The sequence below is a fragment of the Paenibacillus eucommiae genome, from assembly GCF_017874215.1.
Lineage (GTDB): Bacteria > Bacillota > Bacilli > Paenibacillales > NBRC-103111 > Paenibacillus_AI > Paenibacillus_AI eucommiae.
Map to the genome: position 1 here is coordinate 16,158 of NZ_JAGGLB010000032.1, position 17,920 is coordinate 34,077.

The window sequence follows — 17,920 nt, forward strand, 5'->3', positions numbered from 1 at the left end:
GAAACTTGACAATTGAAAATGTGGAAATAGGTGCTTTAGCTTTTTGTATGCTAGAGCTTAAAAGGGAAGTCCGGTGTAAAACCGGCGCGGTCCCGCCACTGTAACAGAGGAGTCGTTTGCGCATAAGCCACTGGTCTTAGGACTGGGAAGGTTGCAAACAAGACGGAGATTCTGGAGCCAGGAGACCTGCCTATTTTGACAGCACTGATTTACCTACGGGAGATAGGAGGGTGTTAAAGATGGTCACAGCCGCACATATATTGGGCATCTTTACCCTTTTTTAGAAACAGGGTAAGGATGTCTTTTTTGCGTTGTTAGGTTCTATTGAAATCAGAAGTTAACAAAAATAGAAGCTGGGAGGCACAATATGAGCTTGTTGAAGAGCAGTAACTTAGGATATCCGCGAATTGGTGTTAATAGGGAATGGAAAAAAACACTTGAGGCTTTTTGGGCTGGCAAGCTGAGTGATTCAGATCTGATTCTGCAGCTGGAAGCTATTAGATTGGGACATTTAAAGGTTCAAAAAGAGAAGGGAATCGATATCATTCCCGTGAACGATTTCTCTTTATATGACCATATGCTGGATACAGCAACGATGTTTGGGCTTGTACCGAAACGCTTCGCCTATGAAGGCGGTAAAGTCCCTGTTTCTACTTATTATGCGATGGCAAGAGGAGACAAGGGTGCAACGGCTTGTGAAATGACCAAATGGTTTAATACAAATTATCACTATATTGTGCCTGAGTTCAATGAAACTGAACCCGTGTTAACCGAAAACCGGCCGCTGCAAGCTTACCAGGAAGCTAAAGATAAGCTGGGCATAGAAGGTAAACCGGTACTGATCGGACTCTATACATTCTTGAAGCTTTCCAAAGGATACAAACAGGACCAAATTGAAGAGCTTGTTCAGAAGCTGATTCCTTTATACAGTCAAATCCTGGTCGAGCTGGAGCAAGCAGGTGCGAAATGGGTGCAAATTGATGAGCCTATTCTAGTAACTTCACTAACAGAAGTGGAAATCAAGCTGGTTCAGGCTATTTATGCCGAGCTGAATGAAGCTGCTCCCGGACTGAAAATTATGCTACAAACTTACTTTGAGAGTGTCGAGCATTATCAGGAAATTGTTTCATTGCCAGTTCAAGGAATTGGACTTGATTTCGTGCATGGCTTTACCTCCAATCTACAAGCTATTGAAGCTCATGGTTTCCCGGAAGATAAAGTGCTGGGAGTAGGCCTTATTGACGGTCGTGGCATTTGGCGTGCGGATTTCCCGTCTAAACTGGGTCTGCTGGAGAAAGTGTCAGCAATTGTTCCATACGAAAGGCTAATTGTTCAGCCTTCCTGCAGCTTGCTTCATGTTCCGGTTACAACAAAGCCAGAAACTAAGTTGGAAGCTGTTCTAAAGAATGCATTGGCGTTCGCAGATGAAAAGCTTGATGAAATCGTACTGTTGGCACAAGCTGTCTCCACAGGGCTTGATTCAGTTTCTGCTAAACTGGAAGAGAACCAGCGTGCACTGAAAGCATTGGATGAAGATCCATCCAGAAACAAGAAGAGTGTGCAGGCTGCTGTAAAAGAAATCTATGAAAAGCAATCAACAAGAAACAATGGCTTTGCAGAGCGGAGAGTGGTTCAGCAAGAGAAATGGCAGCTTCCATTTCTGCCGACTACTACGATCGGGAGCTTTCCACAATCTGCCGAAATCAGACAAGCGAGACAAAAATGGAGAAAGTCCGAATGGACAAACGAGCAGTATGAGAAGTTTGTACAAGAGCAAATCAAAGCTTGGATAGAGCTTCAAGAGCAAATTGGCTTGGATGTACTGGTTCATGGTGAGTTTGAACGTACCGATATGGTAGAGTTTTTCGGTGAAAAACTGGATGGTTTTGCTTTCACACTGAATGGCTGGGTCCAATCTTACGGCTCCCGCTGCGTGAAGCCGCCTATTATTTTCGGCGATGTTCAATTTACAGATACTATGACCGTTGCGGAAAGTGTATATGCGCAATCCTTGACTAGCAAACCGGTTAAGGGCATGTTAACAGGACCTATTACTATTCTTAACTGGTCTTTCGTCCGTGATGATATGACTAGAGAGCAAGTTTCCTATCAAATCGCTCTAGCATTGCGTGAAGAAGTAGAATCGCTTGAGCGTGCTGGAATTGAAATGATCCAAGTAGATGAGCCTGCACTGCGTGAAGGTCTTCCACTCAAGAGAGCTGATTGGGAGCATTACCTGAATTGGGCAGTTCTTGCCTTCCGGGTTGCTACTTCTACTGTTAAAGATACTACTCAAATTCATACCCATATGTGCTATTGCGAGTTTCATGACATTATCGATTCCATACGTGCCCTGGATGCTGATGTTATTTCCATTGAGACTTCGCGCAGCCATGGTGAGCTCATTCATAGCTTTGAAGAATACACCTATGACAAAGGAATTGGACTTGGAGTTTACGATATTCATAGCCCGAGGGTTCCTTCAGAAGAAGAAATGGTAAGCATGATTGATCGTGCTCTGAAGGTGCTTGATCCTGCATTATTCTGGATCAACCCGGATTGTGGCTTAAAGACACGGGGGATGGAAGAAACAGTCGCTTCACTGCGCGTAATGGTTCAAGCTACTGAAGCAGTCAGAGAGCGGAGACTTGCAGCGAAATAGGAAGTGGATGATTGAAATAAGCTTGAATTTCCTTGATATTAAAGGGATTCAAGCTTATTTTATTTGGGGGTAATAAACTGACAGCTTATCCCTCTTTTGGCTTCACATAAAGATGTTTTCATAAAATGTCTGGACGGATAATAACTATGAAGGAAGAGTAATGGATTGTGGAAAGCTGCAGAATGGGAATAGTGTGAACTATTTGAATTATGTGAACTATTTGAACTATGGGGAGTATAAGAGAGAACTAAAAATTGGGCTCCTGCGAGCAAAATAAACACTAAACACCTAGACAAAGAGGTGATATCGATGAGTGGCCGTGTTATTACCAAAGAGCAGAAAACGAATACCATCCCGTCGCGGCAAATCAACATAGTACTGCGAAATGCAGAAGTGCAGCCGGCTATGGAAGCAGAAGCTCAGATCAACAGCAGCAAAAGAACCCCGATGGAAGGGCCATTATCCGATATTTTTAAAGAATTGAACCAAATGGTTGGCCTTGATCATGTCAAAGAGCTAGTTCACGAAATCTATGCGCTTATTCAGGTTAGCCAATTTCGAATAGAAGCTGGTCTGCTTAGCAACTCACATGTTTATCATATGATTTTTAGAGGGAATCCGGGTACTGGAAAAACTACGGTAGCCCGTTTGTTAGGTCGAATGTTTCATGCTATGGGCGTGCTGAGCAAAGGTCATTTTATCGAAGTGGAGCGGGCTGATCTGGTTGGTGAATACATTGGCCACACAGCTCTGAAGACGCGTGATTTGATGAAGAAAGCTATGGGAGGCATCCTGTTTATTGATGAAGCCTATAGTCTGGCCCGCGGCGGCGATAAAGATTTTGGAAAAGAAGCGATCGACTGTCTGGTGAAAGGAATGGAAGATAAGAAAAATGATTTTATTCTTATTCTCGCTGGATATCCGGAAGAGATGGAGCTGTTTCTGTCGACAAATCCCGGACTCCCTTCGCGTTTTCCGATCCAGGTTGATTTTGAAGATTACCATATCGATCATTTAATTCAGATTTCCGAGCTGATGGTGAAGGAACGGGAATATGTGCTGCTGCCGCAAGCTATTGTTAAGCTTAGACAGCATTTGAATGAAGAGAAGTCAGCGAGCTGGAGAACCTTCAGTAATGCCAGGTATGTGAGGAATTTGCTGGAGAAGTCGATTCGCCATCAAGCGGTAAGGCTGCTAAATCAATATACGACTGTTCCGTCCAAACAAGAGTTAATGTCCATACGCCCAGAGGATTTAAAGATCAAAACCAAATAACTGTGTGCTTGTTCAAATCACTTCGTTTCAGCACCCTTTAAGAGCTAAGTCGTTTGACTTTCCGGTCATATTGATTCAGAATATTGATGATACGTACCGGACACGGATGTTAGCCATCCGAATAAAAGGAGACTTGGCATGAAACCTACCTCACATACAGTAACAGGCGAATTATTGGACCGCGCCGTTCTTGTCAGCTTGATTACCCAAAAGCAAAAGAAAAATGAAGATTTAGCAGAGCAATCTCTCCAAGAGCTTGTGCAGCTTGCGGAGACGGCTGGCGTAGAAGTTCTGGAGACAATGACGCAAAATAAGGAATCCGCTGATTCCAAATGGTTTATTGGTAAGGGAAAGGTAGAGGAGCTCAGATTACGTCTAGAGGCATTGGATGCCAATACAGCGATCTTCGATCAGGAGCTGTCCGGGGCCCAGGTACGCAACCTGGAAGCGAGTCTGGACGTGAAAATTATCGATCGGACGCAGCTGATCCTGGATATTTTTGCTCAACGCGCCAAGACGCGGGAAGGTATTATTCAAGTTGAGCTCGCTCAGCTTAGTTATTTGCTGCCAAGACTGTCCGGCCAGGGGAAGAACTTGTCTAGGCTGGGAGGCGGGATAGGAACGAGGGGTCCCGGTGAGTCGAAGCTGGAAACAGACCGCAGACACATACGTGGAAGAATCGACGAGCTGAAGGCGCAGCTGCATGAGGTGGTGAAGCACCGGACGCTGCATCGTGAGCGCAGAAAGAAGGCCGGGGTTTATCAAGTTGCCTTGGTAGGTTACACGAATGCAGGAAAGTCCACACTACTTAAGCAGCTTACAGATGCGGATGTATTTATTGAGAACCAGTTATTCGCCACGCTGGATCCGACATCAAGGTCGATGGAGCTGCCAAGTGGTAAAGAAATTGTTATCACAGATACAGTTGGTTTTATCCAAAACTTGCCGCATGATCTGGTTGCTTCATTTCGCGCAACTTTGGAAGAAGCGAATGAGGCTGATCTGATTCTCCATGTGGTTGACAGCTCATCCGAAATGCGGGAAGAGCAAATGAGGGTAGTCGCTCAGGTGCTGCAGGAGCTGGGCGCACACAAGCAGGAGCAGCTTACTGTTTTCAATAAAATTGATCTTTGTTCCCAGCAGGAGCTTGAATTGCTTTCGACAGAAGGGGCTTTTCTGAAAATTTCCGCTTATTCGGAGGAAGACCTGGGCCGGCTTCGTGATGCTATTCAAGACAAGCTGATGGGTGAGACGAAAAGATTCCGTATTCCTGCGGAAAAAGGGGATTTAATCTCACTTGTTTACAGGATAGGGGATGTACTGGATAATGAGATGGATGGCGAAGAAATGCTTTTTCAGGTACTTGTCAACAAAGATGACTATGAAAAGTCAGGCTATTTACTAGCTGCTTATGATCAGGATGCTGCTTTACAGGAACAAAGTGGGGAAGAGGGAGAGAATCAATAATTATGCAGTTCGATGATAAGCTCTTACATCAAATGGAACGTGCGGAACAGCAGGTTGAGGGAGTCTTTAAGCAAATTGAGAAAACCATCGATGCGAATCAATGGAAGGTGATCCAGGCTTTTCAGAAACATCGGGTCAGTGACTATCACTTTGCTTCCTCCACTGGCTACGGGTATAATGACCGCGGAAGAGAAGTGCTTGATTTAGTGTATGCTGATGCATTTGGTGCGGAGTCAGCTTTGGTCCGGCCGCATTTTGTTTCGGGTACCCATACAATTGGTACTGCGTTATTTGGAGTTTTAAGGCAAGGCGACCATCTGCTCTACATAACAGGCAAGCCTTATGATACGCTGCACAAAATTATCGGCAAGCCGGGAGACGGTTTGGGATCCCTGCAGGACTGGGGGGTCGAATATGGCGAAGTAGCACTGCTGGAACAGGGGACACCGGATTGGCAGGGAATTGAGAGAGCTATGCAGACAAATACGAAAGTAATTGGCATCCAGCGCTCTCGCGGCTATGATTGGCGACCTTCCTTTACCGTGCAGCAAATCGCGGAAATGGTCCGCTTTGTCAAAGAAATCAATCCGGAAGTTATTGTATTTGTCGATAATTGCTATGGTGAGTTCACTGAGGTGCTGGAGCCGACTGAGGTTGGTGTAGACTTGATGGCGGGCTCGCTGATCAAGAATCCTGGCGGCGGAATTGCTCCGACCGGAGGTTACATTGCTGGGCGCAGCTCGCTTGTAGAGCTTGCCGCCTACAGGCTTACAGCGCCAGGTATTGGTGGTGAGGTCGGAGCGATGCTTGGGGCGACGAGAGCTATGTTTCAGGGGCTCTTCCTTGCTCCTCATCTTGTTGGACAAGCGATCAAGGGCTCGACCTTGGCAGCTGCTGTATTTGAAGATTTGGGCTATCAAACGTCTCCGAGCTGGAAAGAGCAGCGAACGGATCTGATCCAGGCGATACGTTTCACCTCTGCGGAGCATCTTATTACTTTCGTCCAAGGAATTCAGAAAGCATCCGCTGTAGACGCTCATGTCGTACCTGAACCTTGGGAAATGCCGGGCTATCAACACCCCGTGATTATGGCAGCTGGAACCTTTATTCAAGGCGGGAGCCTTGAGCTGTCGGCTGACGCGCCTATTAGAGAACCCTATATCGCCTACATGCAGGGGGGGCTTACCTATTCCCACTGCAAATTAGGGATATTAACCGTGTTAGATTATATGACGAAAAAAAATCTCCTGTAGTCTTGTGAATAAAGCTAACACAACTTGACAGATTATTGTTAGCCAGTTACAATTAGTTGTAGGTAGAACCTGCACAGGAGTGATGTTAACATGACCGATGATATTCGCAGAAACATGGCATTGTTCCCCATTGGGATTGTCATGAAGCTGACCGATTTGACGGCAAGGCAAATCCGTTATTATGAGCAGCATGAGCTTATTATTCCCGCCAGAACTTCGGGCAACCAAAGATTGTATTCTTTCAATGACGTCGAGAGACTATTGGAAATTAAAGACCTCATCGAAAAAGGCGTTAACATCGCAGGTATCAAGCAGGTGCTTCTCCCTGTCTCCAAAGATTCAGAAGAGGCAACGGTTCTTAATGAGCATTCCGAAGTAAAGCGCAAGGAGATGACGGAGTCCCAACTTCACAAAATGCTCAAGCAGCAATTATTCGGCGGCGGGAATCGTCCTGGACAGGTATCACTCATACAAGGTGAGCTTTCCCGATTTTATCAATAATTCATAGCTTTTTACTTTGAAAGGAGAAACTGACATGGGCTACAAAAATTACACTAAAGAGGACATCCTGGCAATCGCCAAGGACCAAAATGTGAGGTTTATCCGTTTGCAATTTACGGATTTGTTAGGTTCTATCAAAAACGTGGAAATTCCACTCAGCCAGCTGGAAAAAGCGCTTGATAACAAAATGATGTTTGACGGTTCATCCATTGAAGGTTATGTGAGAATCGAAGAATCCGATATGTATTTATATCCTGATCTTAGCACTTGGGTTATTTTCCCTTGGGTAACTGAAAATAAAGTAGCTCGTCTTATTTGTGACATTTACCTTCCGGATGGCAGCCCCTTTTCTGGAGATCCGCGCGGCATCTTGAAGAATGCGTTGAAAGAAGCGGAGGAAATGGGTTATACAGCGATGAATGTTGGACCAGAGCCGGAATTCTTCCTTTTCAAAACGGATGAGAAAGGCAACCCAACCCTGGAGCTTAATGACCAAGGCGGATATTTTGACCTTGCTCCTACCGATCTTGGGGAGAACTGCCGCCGCGAGATCGTGCTTACACTTGAAGAGATGGGCTTTGAAATCGAAGCTTCTCACCATGAAGTAGCACCTGGACAGCATGAAATTGATTTTAAATATGCCGATGCCATTAAAGCTGCCGATCAAATTCAAACGTTTAAGCTTGTAGTTAAAACGATTGCCAGACAGCATGGCTTGCACGCGACATTTATGCCTAAGCCTTTATTCGGTGTTAATGGCTCAGGGATGCACTGTCATCAATCGCTATTTAAAGGCAACGAGAACGTATTCTATGATGAGAGCGATAAGCTTGGACTAAGCGTTGTTGCCCGTCAGTATATGGCTGGAGTTCTCAAGCATGCTCGTTCTTTCGCAGCTATTACGAATCCAACCGTAAATTCTTACAAACGTCTGGTTCCAGGCTACGAAGCTCCTTGTTACGTAGCATGGTCTGCAAGCAACCGCAGCCCGATGATTCGTATCCCGGCTTCCCGCGGATTAAGCACCCGTGTTGAAGTGAGAAATCCGGATCCGGCTGCTAACCCATACCTGGCACTGGCTGTGATGCTCGCTGCAGGCCTTGACGGTATTAAGAACAAGATGCAGCTTCCTCCTCCAACCGATCGTAACATTTATGTGATGACCGAAGAAGAGAGAATCGAAGAGGGCATTCCAAGTTTGCCGGTTAACCTGAAATCGGCACTGGATGAACTTATCCGCGATGAAATTATGTGTAACGCCCTCGGCGAACATGCCCTGGCTCATTTCTATGAGCTAAAGGAAATTGAATGGGATATGTATCGCACTCAAGTTCACGCTTGGGAACGGGATCAGTATTTGACTCTTTACTAAAATGTGGAACCCTTGGCGCTCTAGGCGTCGGGGGTTTTTCTTTGTGGGGGCAGTTCGAAATATTTGAGAGGTGAGATAGGGTTGCCCCCATAATGCCCCCAAATTTTTTGACTATTTGAGGATGTTCCTATTTGTCGAATAATGACGAAGAATTGGTTTAATGATTTGATTTTTAGCTGCTGGAGAAAGACTAACAAAAATTATTCACAACAAAAAGCCCTCTGTCCATTGAGGATTGAGGTTTTTTTGTTTTGGGTCTATTTAATTTTGCCTAAAGATTTCTTCGTTAGATCTTCGTTCGACTAGAGTAACGCCCGGCTGAGTTTATGTGAGCTTGATATAGCTGCTTTAGTGGTATAAGCAAAAGTCCTCTTCAAAATGGATTACTAGGCTACTAGGGGCCGATTGCCTGCTATCGGTAGCTTGGGAATCCTTGTATCTTAATCTACGTACTTCTTGAAGCCTAATAAAGCAGCTTGTGCTTTCTCTTCTTGGCTGAATATTTTATCCGTATCAATAAAGGATTTAGCTTCTGATTCTATTCCTAAACTTTCATCCTTTTTCGCCACAGCATGCAAAGCCTTTGCTTGAACGGTACCAACAACATAAACACTATGATCAAATAACAAGTCGCCTATACTGTAACAAACTTCACAAGCTTCTGCATCTCTGAAATATCTTGTTATTTCTCCAGACCACGTACTAAGTTCCTTCTCTAAATCGGTTATTTCAACCGAGTCAAAAGCAGTTTTCTGGAACTGCACAGCTGCCTCTAAGTAACTCATCAACTCCATAGCTTGGTCTCTATTTAGAACACTTGAGTAGTCGGCTTTCATTTTATACTTAAAACTAATATCGTCATTAGAGCATGCTGACATAAAAATACAAACCAAAGAAATTACAATAAACTTGCTGATGTATCGTTTAATGATAAACTCCCCTTTGAATTAATAGCACTTTTCCATTGTGGAATAAAGGCAACTTTGTTTAATGCATGGATGGTAAGCGTATAAAGTAATTTCTCTGGACAATAATTTAAAAATCTATCAAAATCCAGAGGTGGCCATTTCAAGATAAATCTTATCAGCTTCTGATATAGAAATATTAAAATGTTCACTGGCTCTTTTTAAAACTTGCAAGTCATGGATTTCAGGATCGTAATTATCTCCATAATTTGTGATTTGATCAAATTCATCCATCATATATTTATATATGGTGGAAATGCTAGCTGAGGTACTGCTACTGGTACTGGTTGTATTATCGGCCCTTACCTCAGATTGAGGCGTAGACTTCAGTAATTCTGAATGATTTTCTTCTATTTTTGTTACAGTTTTTCTAGCATTTTTTCCGTTGTAATCATCATCGAAAATTACGAAAGCTATCACTACAGTCACGGACACGAACAACAATATTAAGGGAACTCTACTGCGAGTTTTAATGCAATCAACCCCTTTTCTTTATTTATCCTAAATGGGAGTATTTTCAACAAAATCTAGTGTAACAAATATAGGTATATTTTACCACAAAAAAGAAAAAATATTATGAATTGAATGAGTATACATTGAAGTATTAATGCAGTATGGATCCTCTTTCTGTCATCACAGAGAGAAAAGGAACTGGCGAAATTAAGATTCTATAATTAGGTATTAAGAACTGCTAAAAGTAATGAAATTATAATATGATGTAAAAATATGCTATAAATGAACTATGAAAGGAAGCAATCAATGGCTAGAAGAAAGAGTAAGGCTAAGCAAGAAGAAGAATTTTTAAAAGCTTTATTTGGTTTTGTGATGTTCATATCGTTTTTTGGTACATACTATTTCACTAAGTCAATGTCCATATCTATCGGTGTATCCGTTGTTGCTTTTGCTGTATTAATATCAGTTATGATTATTCAATATATGAACCGAATGGAAAGGCTAAGGAAATCCGGAATCGCTGATATCGATAAAATGGATGGAAGACAGTTTGAAATATACCTGGGAGGGCTTTTTAAGAATAGAGGTTATGATGTTAGGGTAACTCGTTCGGCTGGTGATTACGGAGCAGACCTTGTTATTTCAAAGCAAGGAAAGAAGATAGTAGTCCAAGCAAAGCGATATAGCAAGAATGTAAGAATAGAAGCAGTACAGCAGGTTCAAGGATCTATTCGGCATTACGGAGCAAATGAAGGTTGGGTGGTCTCTAATCAGAATTATACGGAAGCTGCCAATGATATTACGTAAAAGCACTAAAGGTGAGTTTTTAGGTTGCAGTACATATCCAAAATGCAGGCATATGCAAATGATTTAGAGATCTGTGAATAACTACGGGATTGCCAAATATCAAAACCCTCTTTCCATTGCGGACTGAGGTTTTTTTATTATAAATTTCGAGAAATAATGATGCTTATGGGAATATCGTTGATCCCAGTTATTGTCTTATGATGTTTGATTAACAATAAAAAGATTCATACAAAAGTAGGTCCTATATAAATTAGAACTACCCAAGTAGAATTAGCTGGAATAGAATGGTGTTATCGGCAGCTATATACTTAAAATCGAAATTTGTTTCATTAAGGTGGTTCTGCATTTGAAGATAATAATCGGAGTGAGTCTAATCATTTTAGGTCTCATGATTTCTCTAGCTACATTTGACCCTCTGTATGTAATGTACAAAGAGAAGCAAATATCTAAAACATTACAAAAAAAATACTTCATTAATGAACCAGATTATAATACAAACCACTTTGAGATAAATGGAAATAGTATTGAAATTAACGAGATCCCTAAAGGAGAAAATGTAGCAAATATCCAAGTTTTATTAAACGGAAAAGTACTTTTCGAACCTATGGATGTACCTGTCTTAGAAGACGAAAAAAGACGATTATGGGTAAACATTTATAGTATTCACAACAGAAAAGAGACAAGTCACCAGAACGATCTAACAGCTATTGTACAATCAATGCCACCGAACGCAAAGAGCTGGAATCTTTATTTAATTAATAATCAAAAGAAATTGGAGACTAAACATATAACCAATGAAGACCGTTTTAACAATGAGAATATTTCAGATGATTACCTAGATATACATTTAATAAAAATAACCACTTCTGCAATGATTGGGTATAAGTCTGATATTAATTATGCTTCGATTAATCCTCTCGCTTATGTTATTCCCAGGGTTATTTTTATTTTCGGAATTGTCCTCATTGTAGTAGGAATCTTGTTTTTCTTGAGCGCACGTAAATTGAAAAAGGAAATTAAATGAATAGCTGATAAAAGTGAATTTTATTCTTTTTGAGTTGAAGTACCGAAAGTGCTTGCTGAACTAACGAGAGATTTAAGTTAACAAGAAACGCGGGACAGAACGGAAATTTTATGGTAATGTATTGACTGCTTGGTGAAATAATCGATGGCTAAGTACAGAAAAATGTCAGGAGGTATATAGTGTCCAGAAGATTGTTTATTTTTACATTGTTTTTATCCCTATTGATTACTCTGTCAGCATGTGGAACGAATAAATCAGATATTTTGAAAGAACTAACAAGTAATGAGAATGGTAAGTTGTCGATGCCCCTCTTTTCTAGTTCAGCGGATTATGAATATCAAGTTCTCGAAGTCATAAATTCGGAACCTAAATTACTTGAGCAAGTTGAAAAAAGCCAAATATATAGAACAAAGGATGAGCATAAGTGGTTAAAAAGGTTAGGAGTAGAATCTAAGTATCCAGATAATCTCGTTCTTATCTTTGATGATAAAGAACTTCTATTCCAAACCCACAATCCAGAAGAATTACGAGAATTTGCAAAAAAACTTAAATGAAACGAAAAGTGAATAATTTATTGCCTCATTTCTGAAAATGGAATGAGGTTTTTTATTATGAAAGGACAAAAATAATATCAATCTCTGCAATCGTTACAGCCTATGTTGGTGTGTTTAAGAGACTAGGGATTTTACCAAGTAAGTATCTTCCTTTTGTTGCTGTGGACATAGCTTTTCTTTTTGTAATAACACCTGTATTATTACAGGATAAATTTATTAAGATCGTCCATCGGACTAGGAGCTACAGGTGTTTATACTCTCTCAAAAAGTAAGCAGATGACATTGAAGGTAATAAATAAATTATATTTTTTTCATCTGACTATTTATAAAATTAGTTTACTTAAATACATGAACAAGTACGAGTACACCGTACTACTTACGGAACTAACTGGGAGTTATACCTAATAAGATTATTATTTACATGCGAACAAATGTACGGTATAATTACTGGGTAAATATGGTATTAAGGAGGAAGAAAATCAAATGAGTGAGTCAGTAGAAGAGGTAACCACAGAACAGCGGAGAGGGAAATTCGGAGGAACATTTCCAGTCCGTTTAGTGTCAGACTTTAAGAAATCTCAAGAATATTATCGTGATGTACTTGGTTTTCAAGAAATTAGTGTTTGGGGACACGTAACACGTGACGAGATGACAGTTATTTTGCAACAGGCGGTTTCATCTGCTGATGTGCGACCTAACGCTGTATCAAAAAAGCGTCAAATTGGTGAATTCGAAGGTCCTGATCAATCATGGGACTCGTTTGTACATGTTGAATGGGACGATTTAGATCTCATAGTGGAAGAAGTACGTAGTAAAGGTGGAATAATTGCAGTAGAACCATTTTTTAAAGCACACAATGGATGGGAGTTTAGGAACGCAATCCTACAAGATCTTGACGGATATAACATTGTACTAGGCGGGATGCGTAAGCCTGCTCAGGGTTGAGATCTGACAAAAATAGGAAACGATCCACTGCGACCTGCTATCTTATATGGGAAAACAATACTATATAGTGGGAGAGGATTATTATTGTTAATGAGGTAAAGAAGGTACTACTGAATTGGGATGAGCTACAGTCTAAACCGCTTTCTACACCAATATTGAAACGTATATCATGCCTTTATGTGCCAGCAACAGACCCAGTAAAGACGGAAGCTTGGTTCGCACAGCATTTTGGTTTGGTCAAGGGAGGATGGCCGTGGATTACACTTCAAAATGGGATGGAAATCATGTTTGTAAAGGCGGAAAAGGGTCAGTTAATGAATTTTCAAACCGATGAATGGGGAGCAGGTCCTGGACATCAAATGAATATGCTGGCCTTTGAAGTAATCGATATTAACGAGGTGTATCACTCCTTGAAAGATGGTGGTGTGGAGGTAGGTAATTTAGTTGATAATGGGGGCTGTGGAATAGGCTTCGATTTCTTTGATCCGGATGGTAACAAATTTGTCGCTTGGGAGCTGCAGACGATAGTAAGGCGAAATCCTGCAGGAGCGAATAGCCTGTCATGGAAAGAACGATTAAAGGTAGACAATTGTTATTTTGATTCAAACGTAGATTCATTTTTAACGATGGTTACCAGTGGCTCTCTTGGAGCTTCGCGACGCATACTTATCCCAGAGTACAACAGTCTGCTTGAATCCGAAGGAATATATCTGAAAGAGCTCCTAGATGCATTAGTTCAGTTTAGCAAACAGAATCCTGAACATGCGTTTCGGATTTTTTTTCGGGAAGAATTTGTTTAAGAAATATTAATTCCGAAGGGGGACGAGAACTTTGTCCTTCCTTTTCATATCAGCAACTAAAATTTAAGAGAGATTGAAACATCGTTAAAGTTAATAAAGGTAGCATCAAATCCTCTCAGGTCTTCATTTGCAAGATAGGAAATCTCCTCCAACCAAGAGAAAAACCCTTGCAGGCTATCCATATTAGATTGTTGTTCGTACGATTGAAATTGAGAAGAGGGAAGGGGGTGGAAGAGCGTTAGCGCCCCGCCTTTAAAGATTGGTTCAAACCTCCACATCCATGCCACTCAAGGGAACAATTCTTTAACAGCGGATGGAACCCACAGCCACTCCCTGCATGCACCATACGTCACGAACATGCACATCAAAGGCCACAGCAAGGCGTTTTGCTTATGTGGGGCAGATTTGTTCTATCAAAATCCAGGGTCTCGATATTATTCTTATTGGGATTGAGGGCTCTATATTTCTTCTCTGATCATATCTCTATCTGCCAGGAGGTAGTAAACTTCACCAGTAACCCCATAAACGACTATACGGCCAGTGTCGTCGTAGTCCATGTCATTGATATCCTCATGGGTGATAGTTAGCAGCTTGTTAGTCTCTTTATGAATCACTTGGTATTCCATAATCAACCTCCTCATTTCATATCACAAAATCGTCAACCGCGGCGTGACTACCAGTTCTATTACCCAACAAGATTGCATGCTTCCATTATCTGAAGACACTGAAGTGAACCATCCGCAGTCATTCTTCCGCTAGCCTTTAATATTATCATCAGCATAAGTCCGGTTGATAATCTTTTGCCAGGCATTCGATTTGCCGCTTACATACACGCTATTTTTTCGTTTGGCAATAATACCCTCCATGTTTTTATCACAAATTGTTTTGTATAGATCGTTTCCATGCTCCTCAACGTATGTTACATCTGAATACCTAGGGCTTGATGTAAATACCGACTCTAAAATGGATTTTCGTTTGATAAGCGGAAGGCCTCTCAGATCTCGGTTGTTATATCGCAAAATATCAAAACAAAAGAATGTTACAGGCTGATGCACCATAGCGGCTTTGATACGTGCTTTTTTGGTTATCTTTGATCTCTCCTGCATGTGCTCAGAATTAATGTCACCTGTCTCCGGATCTATAACGGTACCTTCTCCATCAAGGATTACATCCCCATCAATCGGAACATTCCATAGTTCTGGATATAACCTTGTAACTTCATTGCCATGACGTGTGAAAATGCGGGTTTCTCTATTGTTCTTGAATATTAAGAGCCTTCGTCCATCTATCTTTGGTTCGTATATGTATTCGACGGAATCGAAAGGTTCTTTCGTTGTTTCAAGCAACATTGGTGAAATAAGTAACATAGTTATACACCTCTATGCCAATTATAACGTGAGAAGCTGCATTTAGAATCCGGAAAGTATTACCGCTTGACAGGACGATGTTGACAGAAAATGTGATGGTACATGATAGATTGTTCGATATTTTGCCGCTTTGGAACAAAGTTTGCCCCACTAGCAAGAGCTAGTGGGGTGCTGTGAATTTACGGCTTGGGTATAACCTACAGTGCAGGATAACCTACAGTATTACCAGCAAAGCGTGCAAGCGATGATAACTAGGAGGATGAAGAGGACCAGAATTTCTGCGGTGTTTGTGCGACGGTGAAGAATCTCCTCTGACATATTCGCCACCCCTTTCAAGGAAAATGTGATTACTCCATCAATATACGCAGATTCTACAATATTGATTGGACATGTAAACAGGAAAGGGATAATTTTATTAATTAATTAGCATGGGTGACCGAATGTACCTCATTACAAGTATGAATAAATTTTTTGGGTGAAAATTACCAGGATCTTTCATATTGCATGTTCGTGTTTTGTTCGTATATAATGAGGTATGCAAACAAATGTTTGGGGGTTGGCCAAAATGCAGAAATATATAGGTCAAGTAATGGAAATCATATATCTGGACCATTATGGCAAGTTATCACAACGAAAAATAGAAATCCGGACTGTTCGTGGTAGTATGGTGTTCGCGTTTTGTTTGGAGAAGCGAAAAATGCGCACGTTCCGTGTAGAAATATATTAGCAATACAGAAGTTAAAGCAATCTGTTGGATGATGTCTCCCCGGTAATCGATGCTGTGGTTAAGTTTTTACTAATAAAATAAAACAATTTAAGCCCGTCGGCATGGAGGTGATAGTCCTCAGCCGACGGGCTCTATTTGTCATGAATGTGGATTGCTTGATTTCAATAAATATCACGGAAAAGACCGATTACTCTCCCTAGAATGGAAACTTGTTTTAGTAAAATAGGTTCCAGGGCGGCATTCTCAGGCTGAAGCCTGATATGATCCTTTTCTTTAAAGAAGCGTTTGACGGTTGCCTCATCTTCTTCAGTCATGGCTACAACGATATCTCCATTGTCAGCTGTCTGTTGTTGTCGGACGATTACATAGTCTCCGTTATGAATGCCTGCATCTATCATGCTGTCGCCTACAACGCTTAACATAAATACGTTGTAATCCCCGACATAGTGGGAGGGAAGTGGGAAATAATCCTCTATATTCTCGGCAGCCGTAATCGGCACACCTGCAGTGACTTTACCGATAAGAGGAACTTTGGCTACAGTATTTGCAAAATTAGAGGAACCGTCTTCCAAGCCTAAAATTTCGATTGCTCTCGGTTTGGTAGGATCCCGGCGGATCATGCCTTTCTTTTCGAGCCGCTCCAGATGGCCGTGTACGGTAGAACTGGAAGCCAGCCCAACTGCTTCGCCAATTTCTCTAACGGAGGGCGGATACCCCTTATCCTTAACCTCTGTTTTAATAAATTGTAATATAGCTTGTTGACGTTGTGAGATTTTGTTCAAAGGTTATCACTCCAATCTATGGGAATCTTTACAGAGAGTATAACATAGAACCGGAGTTCGTACAAACGTTAGTTCTAACTTTTTGTTGACACAAACGTTTGTTCTTGTTATTCTGTGATTAGAACAAAATAGAACAAACGTTTGGGAGATGAATTATATGTATATTGCTTATTCCAATGGCATTAATAATGAAGTGCCTTGCAAATCTTCGTCAGATCGCACAACAACCTCTTATGTTTCCAAGAAGGTGCTTCGTTTTGTAACTACCGTTGTTCTCTTATCGATTTTCTTTTCATTTATAGCTTTTGTTCATGTTTTTGCGGGAAATAATGTTTCGGCTCACGATAACTCTTCATATGGTTCTGCTGCCAATGCTAATACTGCATCAACCACTAGCCCGGTGGTTCAACCGAAAACCCAAGTTGTGGTTAGTCCAGGGGAAACTTTATGGAGCATTGCATCGGAACGAATTTCCAAGAAGCAGAGCATACGTTCATATATTGCTAAGATAAAGAGCTTGAACGGACTTGCTTCCAGCGAGATTCATGAAGGTGATGTTCTGATTCTTCCTTAATAGTAAGGAGTGCTTGAAGCTATTTCTCATCATCGATTTTTAACAACTACTTTATAATGAGTTGAGCTATCAGAAGGTCCCTGTGTGCATGTCTGGGATCTTTTTTCTTTTTTCTATCCCTTCCAGCATCACAACTACCCTTGACAATCGTTGACGGGGATGGCAAAGTAAATAATCATAGGCAATAAGGCAAGGGGGAACGAGCATGAGCGAATCGATGGATCAAAGGATTGCACGCATAAATGAGCTTGCGCACAAGGCGAAGACCGTTGGTCTTTCCGATGAAGAAATTGACGAACGCAATTTGCTTAGAAAAGAATATATTGAAGCATTTCGGAGTTCGCTGAAGGTACAATTGGATTCCATTAAATTTACGGATGAAGAGAAATAGC

20 protein-coding genes and 1 riboswitch are annotated in these 17,920 nt (G+C 41.4%); of the genes, 15 read left to right on the plus strand and 5 right to left on the minus strand.

Features of this window, described 5'->3' with window-relative positions; genetic code table 11:
- Positions 1–11 precede the first annotated feature (11 nt).
- A riboswitch (cobalamin riboswitch) is annotated at positions 12–208 on the plus strand.
- 159 nt (positions 209–367) lie between these two features.
- From metE to glnA, 6 genes are all read left to right on the plus strand, one after another.
- A complete protein-coding gene (gene metE / locus J2Z66_RS32900) occupies positions 368–2,662 on the plus strand; it encodes a 5-methyltetrahydropteroyltriglutamate--homocysteine S-methyltransferase (protein WP_209977016.1) in 2,295 nt (764 codons plus the stop codon).
- Between the two features lie 309 nt (positions 2,663–2,971).
- Positions 2,972–3,937 (plus strand): AAA family ATPase, encoded by a 966-nt coding sequence (locus J2Z66_RS32905; protein ID WP_209977017.1) that lies wholly within the window; start codon positions 2,972–2,974, stop codon positions 3,935–3,937.
- A gap of 138 nt (positions 3,938–4,075) precedes the next feature.
- Positions 4,076–5,404, plus strand: a complete 1,329-nt coding sequence (hflX, locus tag J2Z66_RS32910) for a GTPase HflX (protein ID WP_209977018.1) — start codon at positions 4,076–4,078, stop codon at positions 5,402–5,404.
- Positions 5,405–5,406: 2 nt separating this feature from the next.
- Positions 5,407–6,657, plus strand: a complete 1,251-nt coding sequence (locus tag J2Z66_RS32915; protein WP_209977019.1) for a methionine gamma-lyase family protein — start codon at positions 5,407–5,409, stop codon at positions 6,655–6,657.
- A gap of 90 nt (positions 6,658–6,747) precedes the next feature.
- The gene (locus J2Z66_RS32920; protein ID WP_209977020.1) at positions 6,748–7,158 is read left to right on the plus strand and encodes a MerR family transcriptional regulator; all 411 of its coding nucleotides are present in this window, start codon (positions 6,748–6,750) and stop codon (positions 7,156–7,158) included.
- Positions 7,159–7,192: 34 nt separating this feature from the next.
- Positions 7,193–8,530: a type I glutamate--ammonia ligase gene (gene glnA / locus J2Z66_RS32925; RefSeq protein WP_209977021.1), complete on the plus strand. Its 1,338-nt coding sequence runs from the start codon at positions 7,193–7,195 to the stop codon at positions 8,528–8,530.
- 440 nt (positions 8,531–8,970) lie between these two features.
- On the opposite strand, the gene J2Z66_RS32930 is transcribed toward glnA, so the two are convergent.
- Positions 8,971–9,324, minus strand: a complete 354-nt coding sequence (locus tag J2Z66_RS32930) for a hypothetical protein (RefSeq protein WP_209977022.1) — start codon at positions 9,322–9,324, stop codon at positions 8,971–8,973.
- A gap of 252 nt (positions 9,325–9,576) precedes the next feature.
- Positions 9,577–9,924 carry a hypothetical protein gene (locus tag J2Z66_RS32935; protein WP_209977023.1) on the minus strand — a complete coding sequence of 116 codons (348 nt, stop codon included), beginning with the start codon at positions 9,922–9,924 and terminating at the stop codon, positions 9,577–9,579.
- 330 nt (positions 9,925–10,254) lie between these two features.
- Here J2Z66_RS32935 and J2Z66_RS32940 point away from each other — a divergent pair, with 330 nt between their 5' ends.
- The 6 genes from J2Z66_RS32940 (at position 10,255) to J2Z66_RS32960 (ending at position 14,078) form a co-directional block, all read left to right on the plus strand.
- On the plus strand, positions 10,255–10,755 hold the full coding sequence (locus J2Z66_RS32940) for a restriction endonuclease (protein ID WP_245376028.1): 501 nt from the start codon (positions 10,255–10,257) through the stop codon (positions 10,753–10,755).
- A complete protein-coding gene (locus J2Z66_RS43100) occupies positions 10,742–10,822 on the plus strand; it encodes a topoisomerase DNA-binding C4 zinc finger domain-containing protein (protein WP_245376037.1) in 81 nt (26 codons plus the stop codon). The genes J2Z66_RS32940 and J2Z66_RS43100 overlap by 14 nt, the downstream gene beginning before the upstream one ends.
- A 279-nt stretch (positions 10,823–11,101) precedes the next feature.
- Positions 11,102–11,779: a hypothetical protein gene (locus J2Z66_RS32945; protein ID WP_209977024.1), complete on the plus strand. Its 678-nt coding sequence runs from the start codon at positions 11,102–11,104 to the stop codon at positions 11,777–11,779.
- A gap of 179 nt (positions 11,780–11,958) precedes the next feature.
- Positions 11,959–12,333 (plus strand): hypothetical protein, encoded by a 375-nt coding sequence (locus tag J2Z66_RS32950; protein ID WP_209977025.1) that lies wholly within the window; start codon positions 11,959–11,961, stop codon positions 12,331–12,333.
- Between the two features lie 483 nt (positions 12,334–12,816).
- The gene (locus J2Z66_RS32955; protein ID WP_209977026.1) at positions 12,817–13,278 is read left to right on the plus strand and encodes a VOC family protein; all 462 of its coding nucleotides are present in this window, start codon (positions 12,817–12,819) and stop codon (positions 13,276–13,278) included.
- A gap of 284 nt (positions 13,279–13,562) precedes the next feature.
- On the plus strand, positions 13,563–14,078 hold the full coding sequence (locus J2Z66_RS32960) for a VOC family protein (protein ID WP_209977027.1): 516 nt from the start codon (positions 13,563–13,565) through the stop codon (positions 14,076–14,078).
- A 458-nt stretch (positions 14,079–14,536) separates the two neighbouring features.
- On the opposite strand, the gene J2Z66_RS32965 is transcribed toward J2Z66_RS32960, so the two are convergent.
- Entirely contained in the window at positions 14,537–14,704 is a 168-nt protein-coding gene (locus J2Z66_RS32965; RefSeq protein ID WP_209977028.1) for a hypothetical protein, read from the minus strand.
- Between the two features lie 129 nt (positions 14,705–14,833).
- Positions 14,834–15,445, minus strand: a complete 612-nt coding sequence (locus tag J2Z66_RS32970; RefSeq protein ID WP_209977029.1) for an ATP-dependent DNA ligase — start codon at positions 15,443–15,445, stop codon at positions 14,834–14,836.
- 565 nt (positions 15,446–16,010) lie between these two features.
- Here J2Z66_RS32970 and J2Z66_RS32975 point away from each other — a divergent pair.
- On the plus strand, positions 16,011–16,172 hold the full coding sequence (locus J2Z66_RS32975; protein WP_209977030.1) for a hypothetical protein: 162 nt from the start codon (positions 16,011–16,013) through the stop codon (positions 16,170–16,172).
- A 161-nt stretch (positions 16,173–16,333) separates the two neighbouring features.
- Here J2Z66_RS32975 and lexA read toward each other — a convergent pair whose 3' ends face one another.
- On the minus strand, positions 16,334–16,954 hold the full coding sequence (gene lexA / locus J2Z66_RS32980) for a transcriptional repressor LexA (RefSeq protein ID WP_209977031.1): 621 nt from the start codon (positions 16,952–16,954) through the stop codon (positions 16,334–16,336).
- A 157-nt stretch (positions 16,955–17,111) separates the two neighbouring features.
- Between lexA and J2Z66_RS32985 the strand changes: the two genes are divergently transcribed.
- Together J2Z66_RS32985 and J2Z66_RS32990 are read left to right on the plus strand one after the other, a co-directional pair.
- Entirely contained in the window at positions 17,112–17,528 is a 417-nt protein-coding gene (locus J2Z66_RS32985) for a LysM peptidoglycan-binding domain-containing protein (protein WP_209977032.1), read from the plus strand.
- A 205-nt stretch (positions 17,529–17,733) separates the two neighbouring features.
- Complete coding sequence (locus tag J2Z66_RS32990) at positions 17,734–17,919, plus strand: DUF896 domain-containing protein (protein WP_209977033.1); 186 nt, start codon at positions 17,734–17,736, stop codon at positions 17,917–17,919.
- Position 17,920 lies beyond the last annotated feature (1 nt).

Excerpts from the sequence above, each read along its gene's own strand:
- metE (WP_209977016.1), top strand. The coding sequence starts at position 368 with ATGAGCTTGTTGAAGAGCAGTAACTTAGGATATCCGCGAATTGGTGTT.
- J2Z66_RS32975 (WP_209977030.1), top strand. The coding sequence starts at position 16,011 with ATGCAGAAATATATAGGTCAAGTAATGGAAATCATATATCTGGACCAT.
- J2Z66_RS32915 (WP_209977019.1), top strand. The coding sequence starts at position 5,407 with ATGCAGTTCGATGATAAGCTCTTACATCAAATGGAACGTGCGGAACAG.
- J2Z66_RS32905 (WP_209977017.1), top strand. The coding sequence starts at position 2,972 with ATGAGTGGCCGTGTTATTACCAAAGAGCAGAAAACGAATACCATCCCG.
- J2Z66_RS32990 (WP_209977033.1), top strand. The coding sequence starts at position 17,734 with ATGAGCGAATCGATGGATCAAAGGATTGCACGCATAAATGAGCTTGCG.
- glnA (WP_209977021.1), top strand. The coding sequence starts at position 7,193 with ATGGGCTACAAAAATTACACTAAAGAGGACATCCTGGCAATCGCCAAG.
- J2Z66_RS32970 (WP_209977029.1), bottom strand. The coding sequence starts at position 15,445 with ATGTTACTTATTTCACCAATGTTGCTTGAAACAACGAAAGAACCTTTC.
- J2Z66_RS32965 (WP_209977028.1), bottom strand. The coding sequence starts at position 14,704 with ATGGAATACCAAGTGATTCATAAAGAGACTAACAAGCTGCTAACTATC.
- J2Z66_RS32985 (WP_209977032.1), top strand. The coding sequence starts at position 17,112 with ATGTATATTGCTTATTCCAATGGCATTAATAATGAAGTGCCTTGCAAA.
- J2Z66_RS32920 (WP_209977020.1), top strand. The coding sequence starts at position 6,748 with ATGACCGATGATATTCGCAGAAACATGGCATTGTTCCCCATTGGGATT.
- J2Z66_RS32930 (WP_209977022.1), bottom strand. The coding sequence starts at position 9,324 with ATGGAGTTGATGAGTTACTTAGAGGCAGCTGTGCAGTTCCAGAAAACT.
- J2Z66_RS32955 (WP_209977026.1), top strand. The coding sequence starts at position 12,817 with ATGAGTGAGTCAGTAGAAGAGGTAACCACAGAACAGCGGAGAGGGAAA.
- J2Z66_RS43100 (WP_245376037.1), top strand. The coding sequence starts at position 10,742 with ATGATATTACGTAAAAGCACTAAAGGTGAGTTTTTAGGTTGCAGTACA.
- J2Z66_RS32940 (WP_245376028.1), top strand. The coding sequence starts at position 10,255 with ATGGCTAGAAGAAAGAGTAAGGCTAAGCAAGAAGAAGAATTTTTAAAA.
- hflX (WP_209977018.1), top strand. The coding sequence starts at position 4,076 with ATGAAACCTACCTCACATACAGTAACAGGCGAATTATTGGACCGCGCC.
- J2Z66_RS32960 (WP_209977027.1), top strand. The coding sequence starts at position 13,563 with ATGTTTGTAAAGGCGGAAAAGGGTCAGTTAATGAATTTTCAAACCGAT.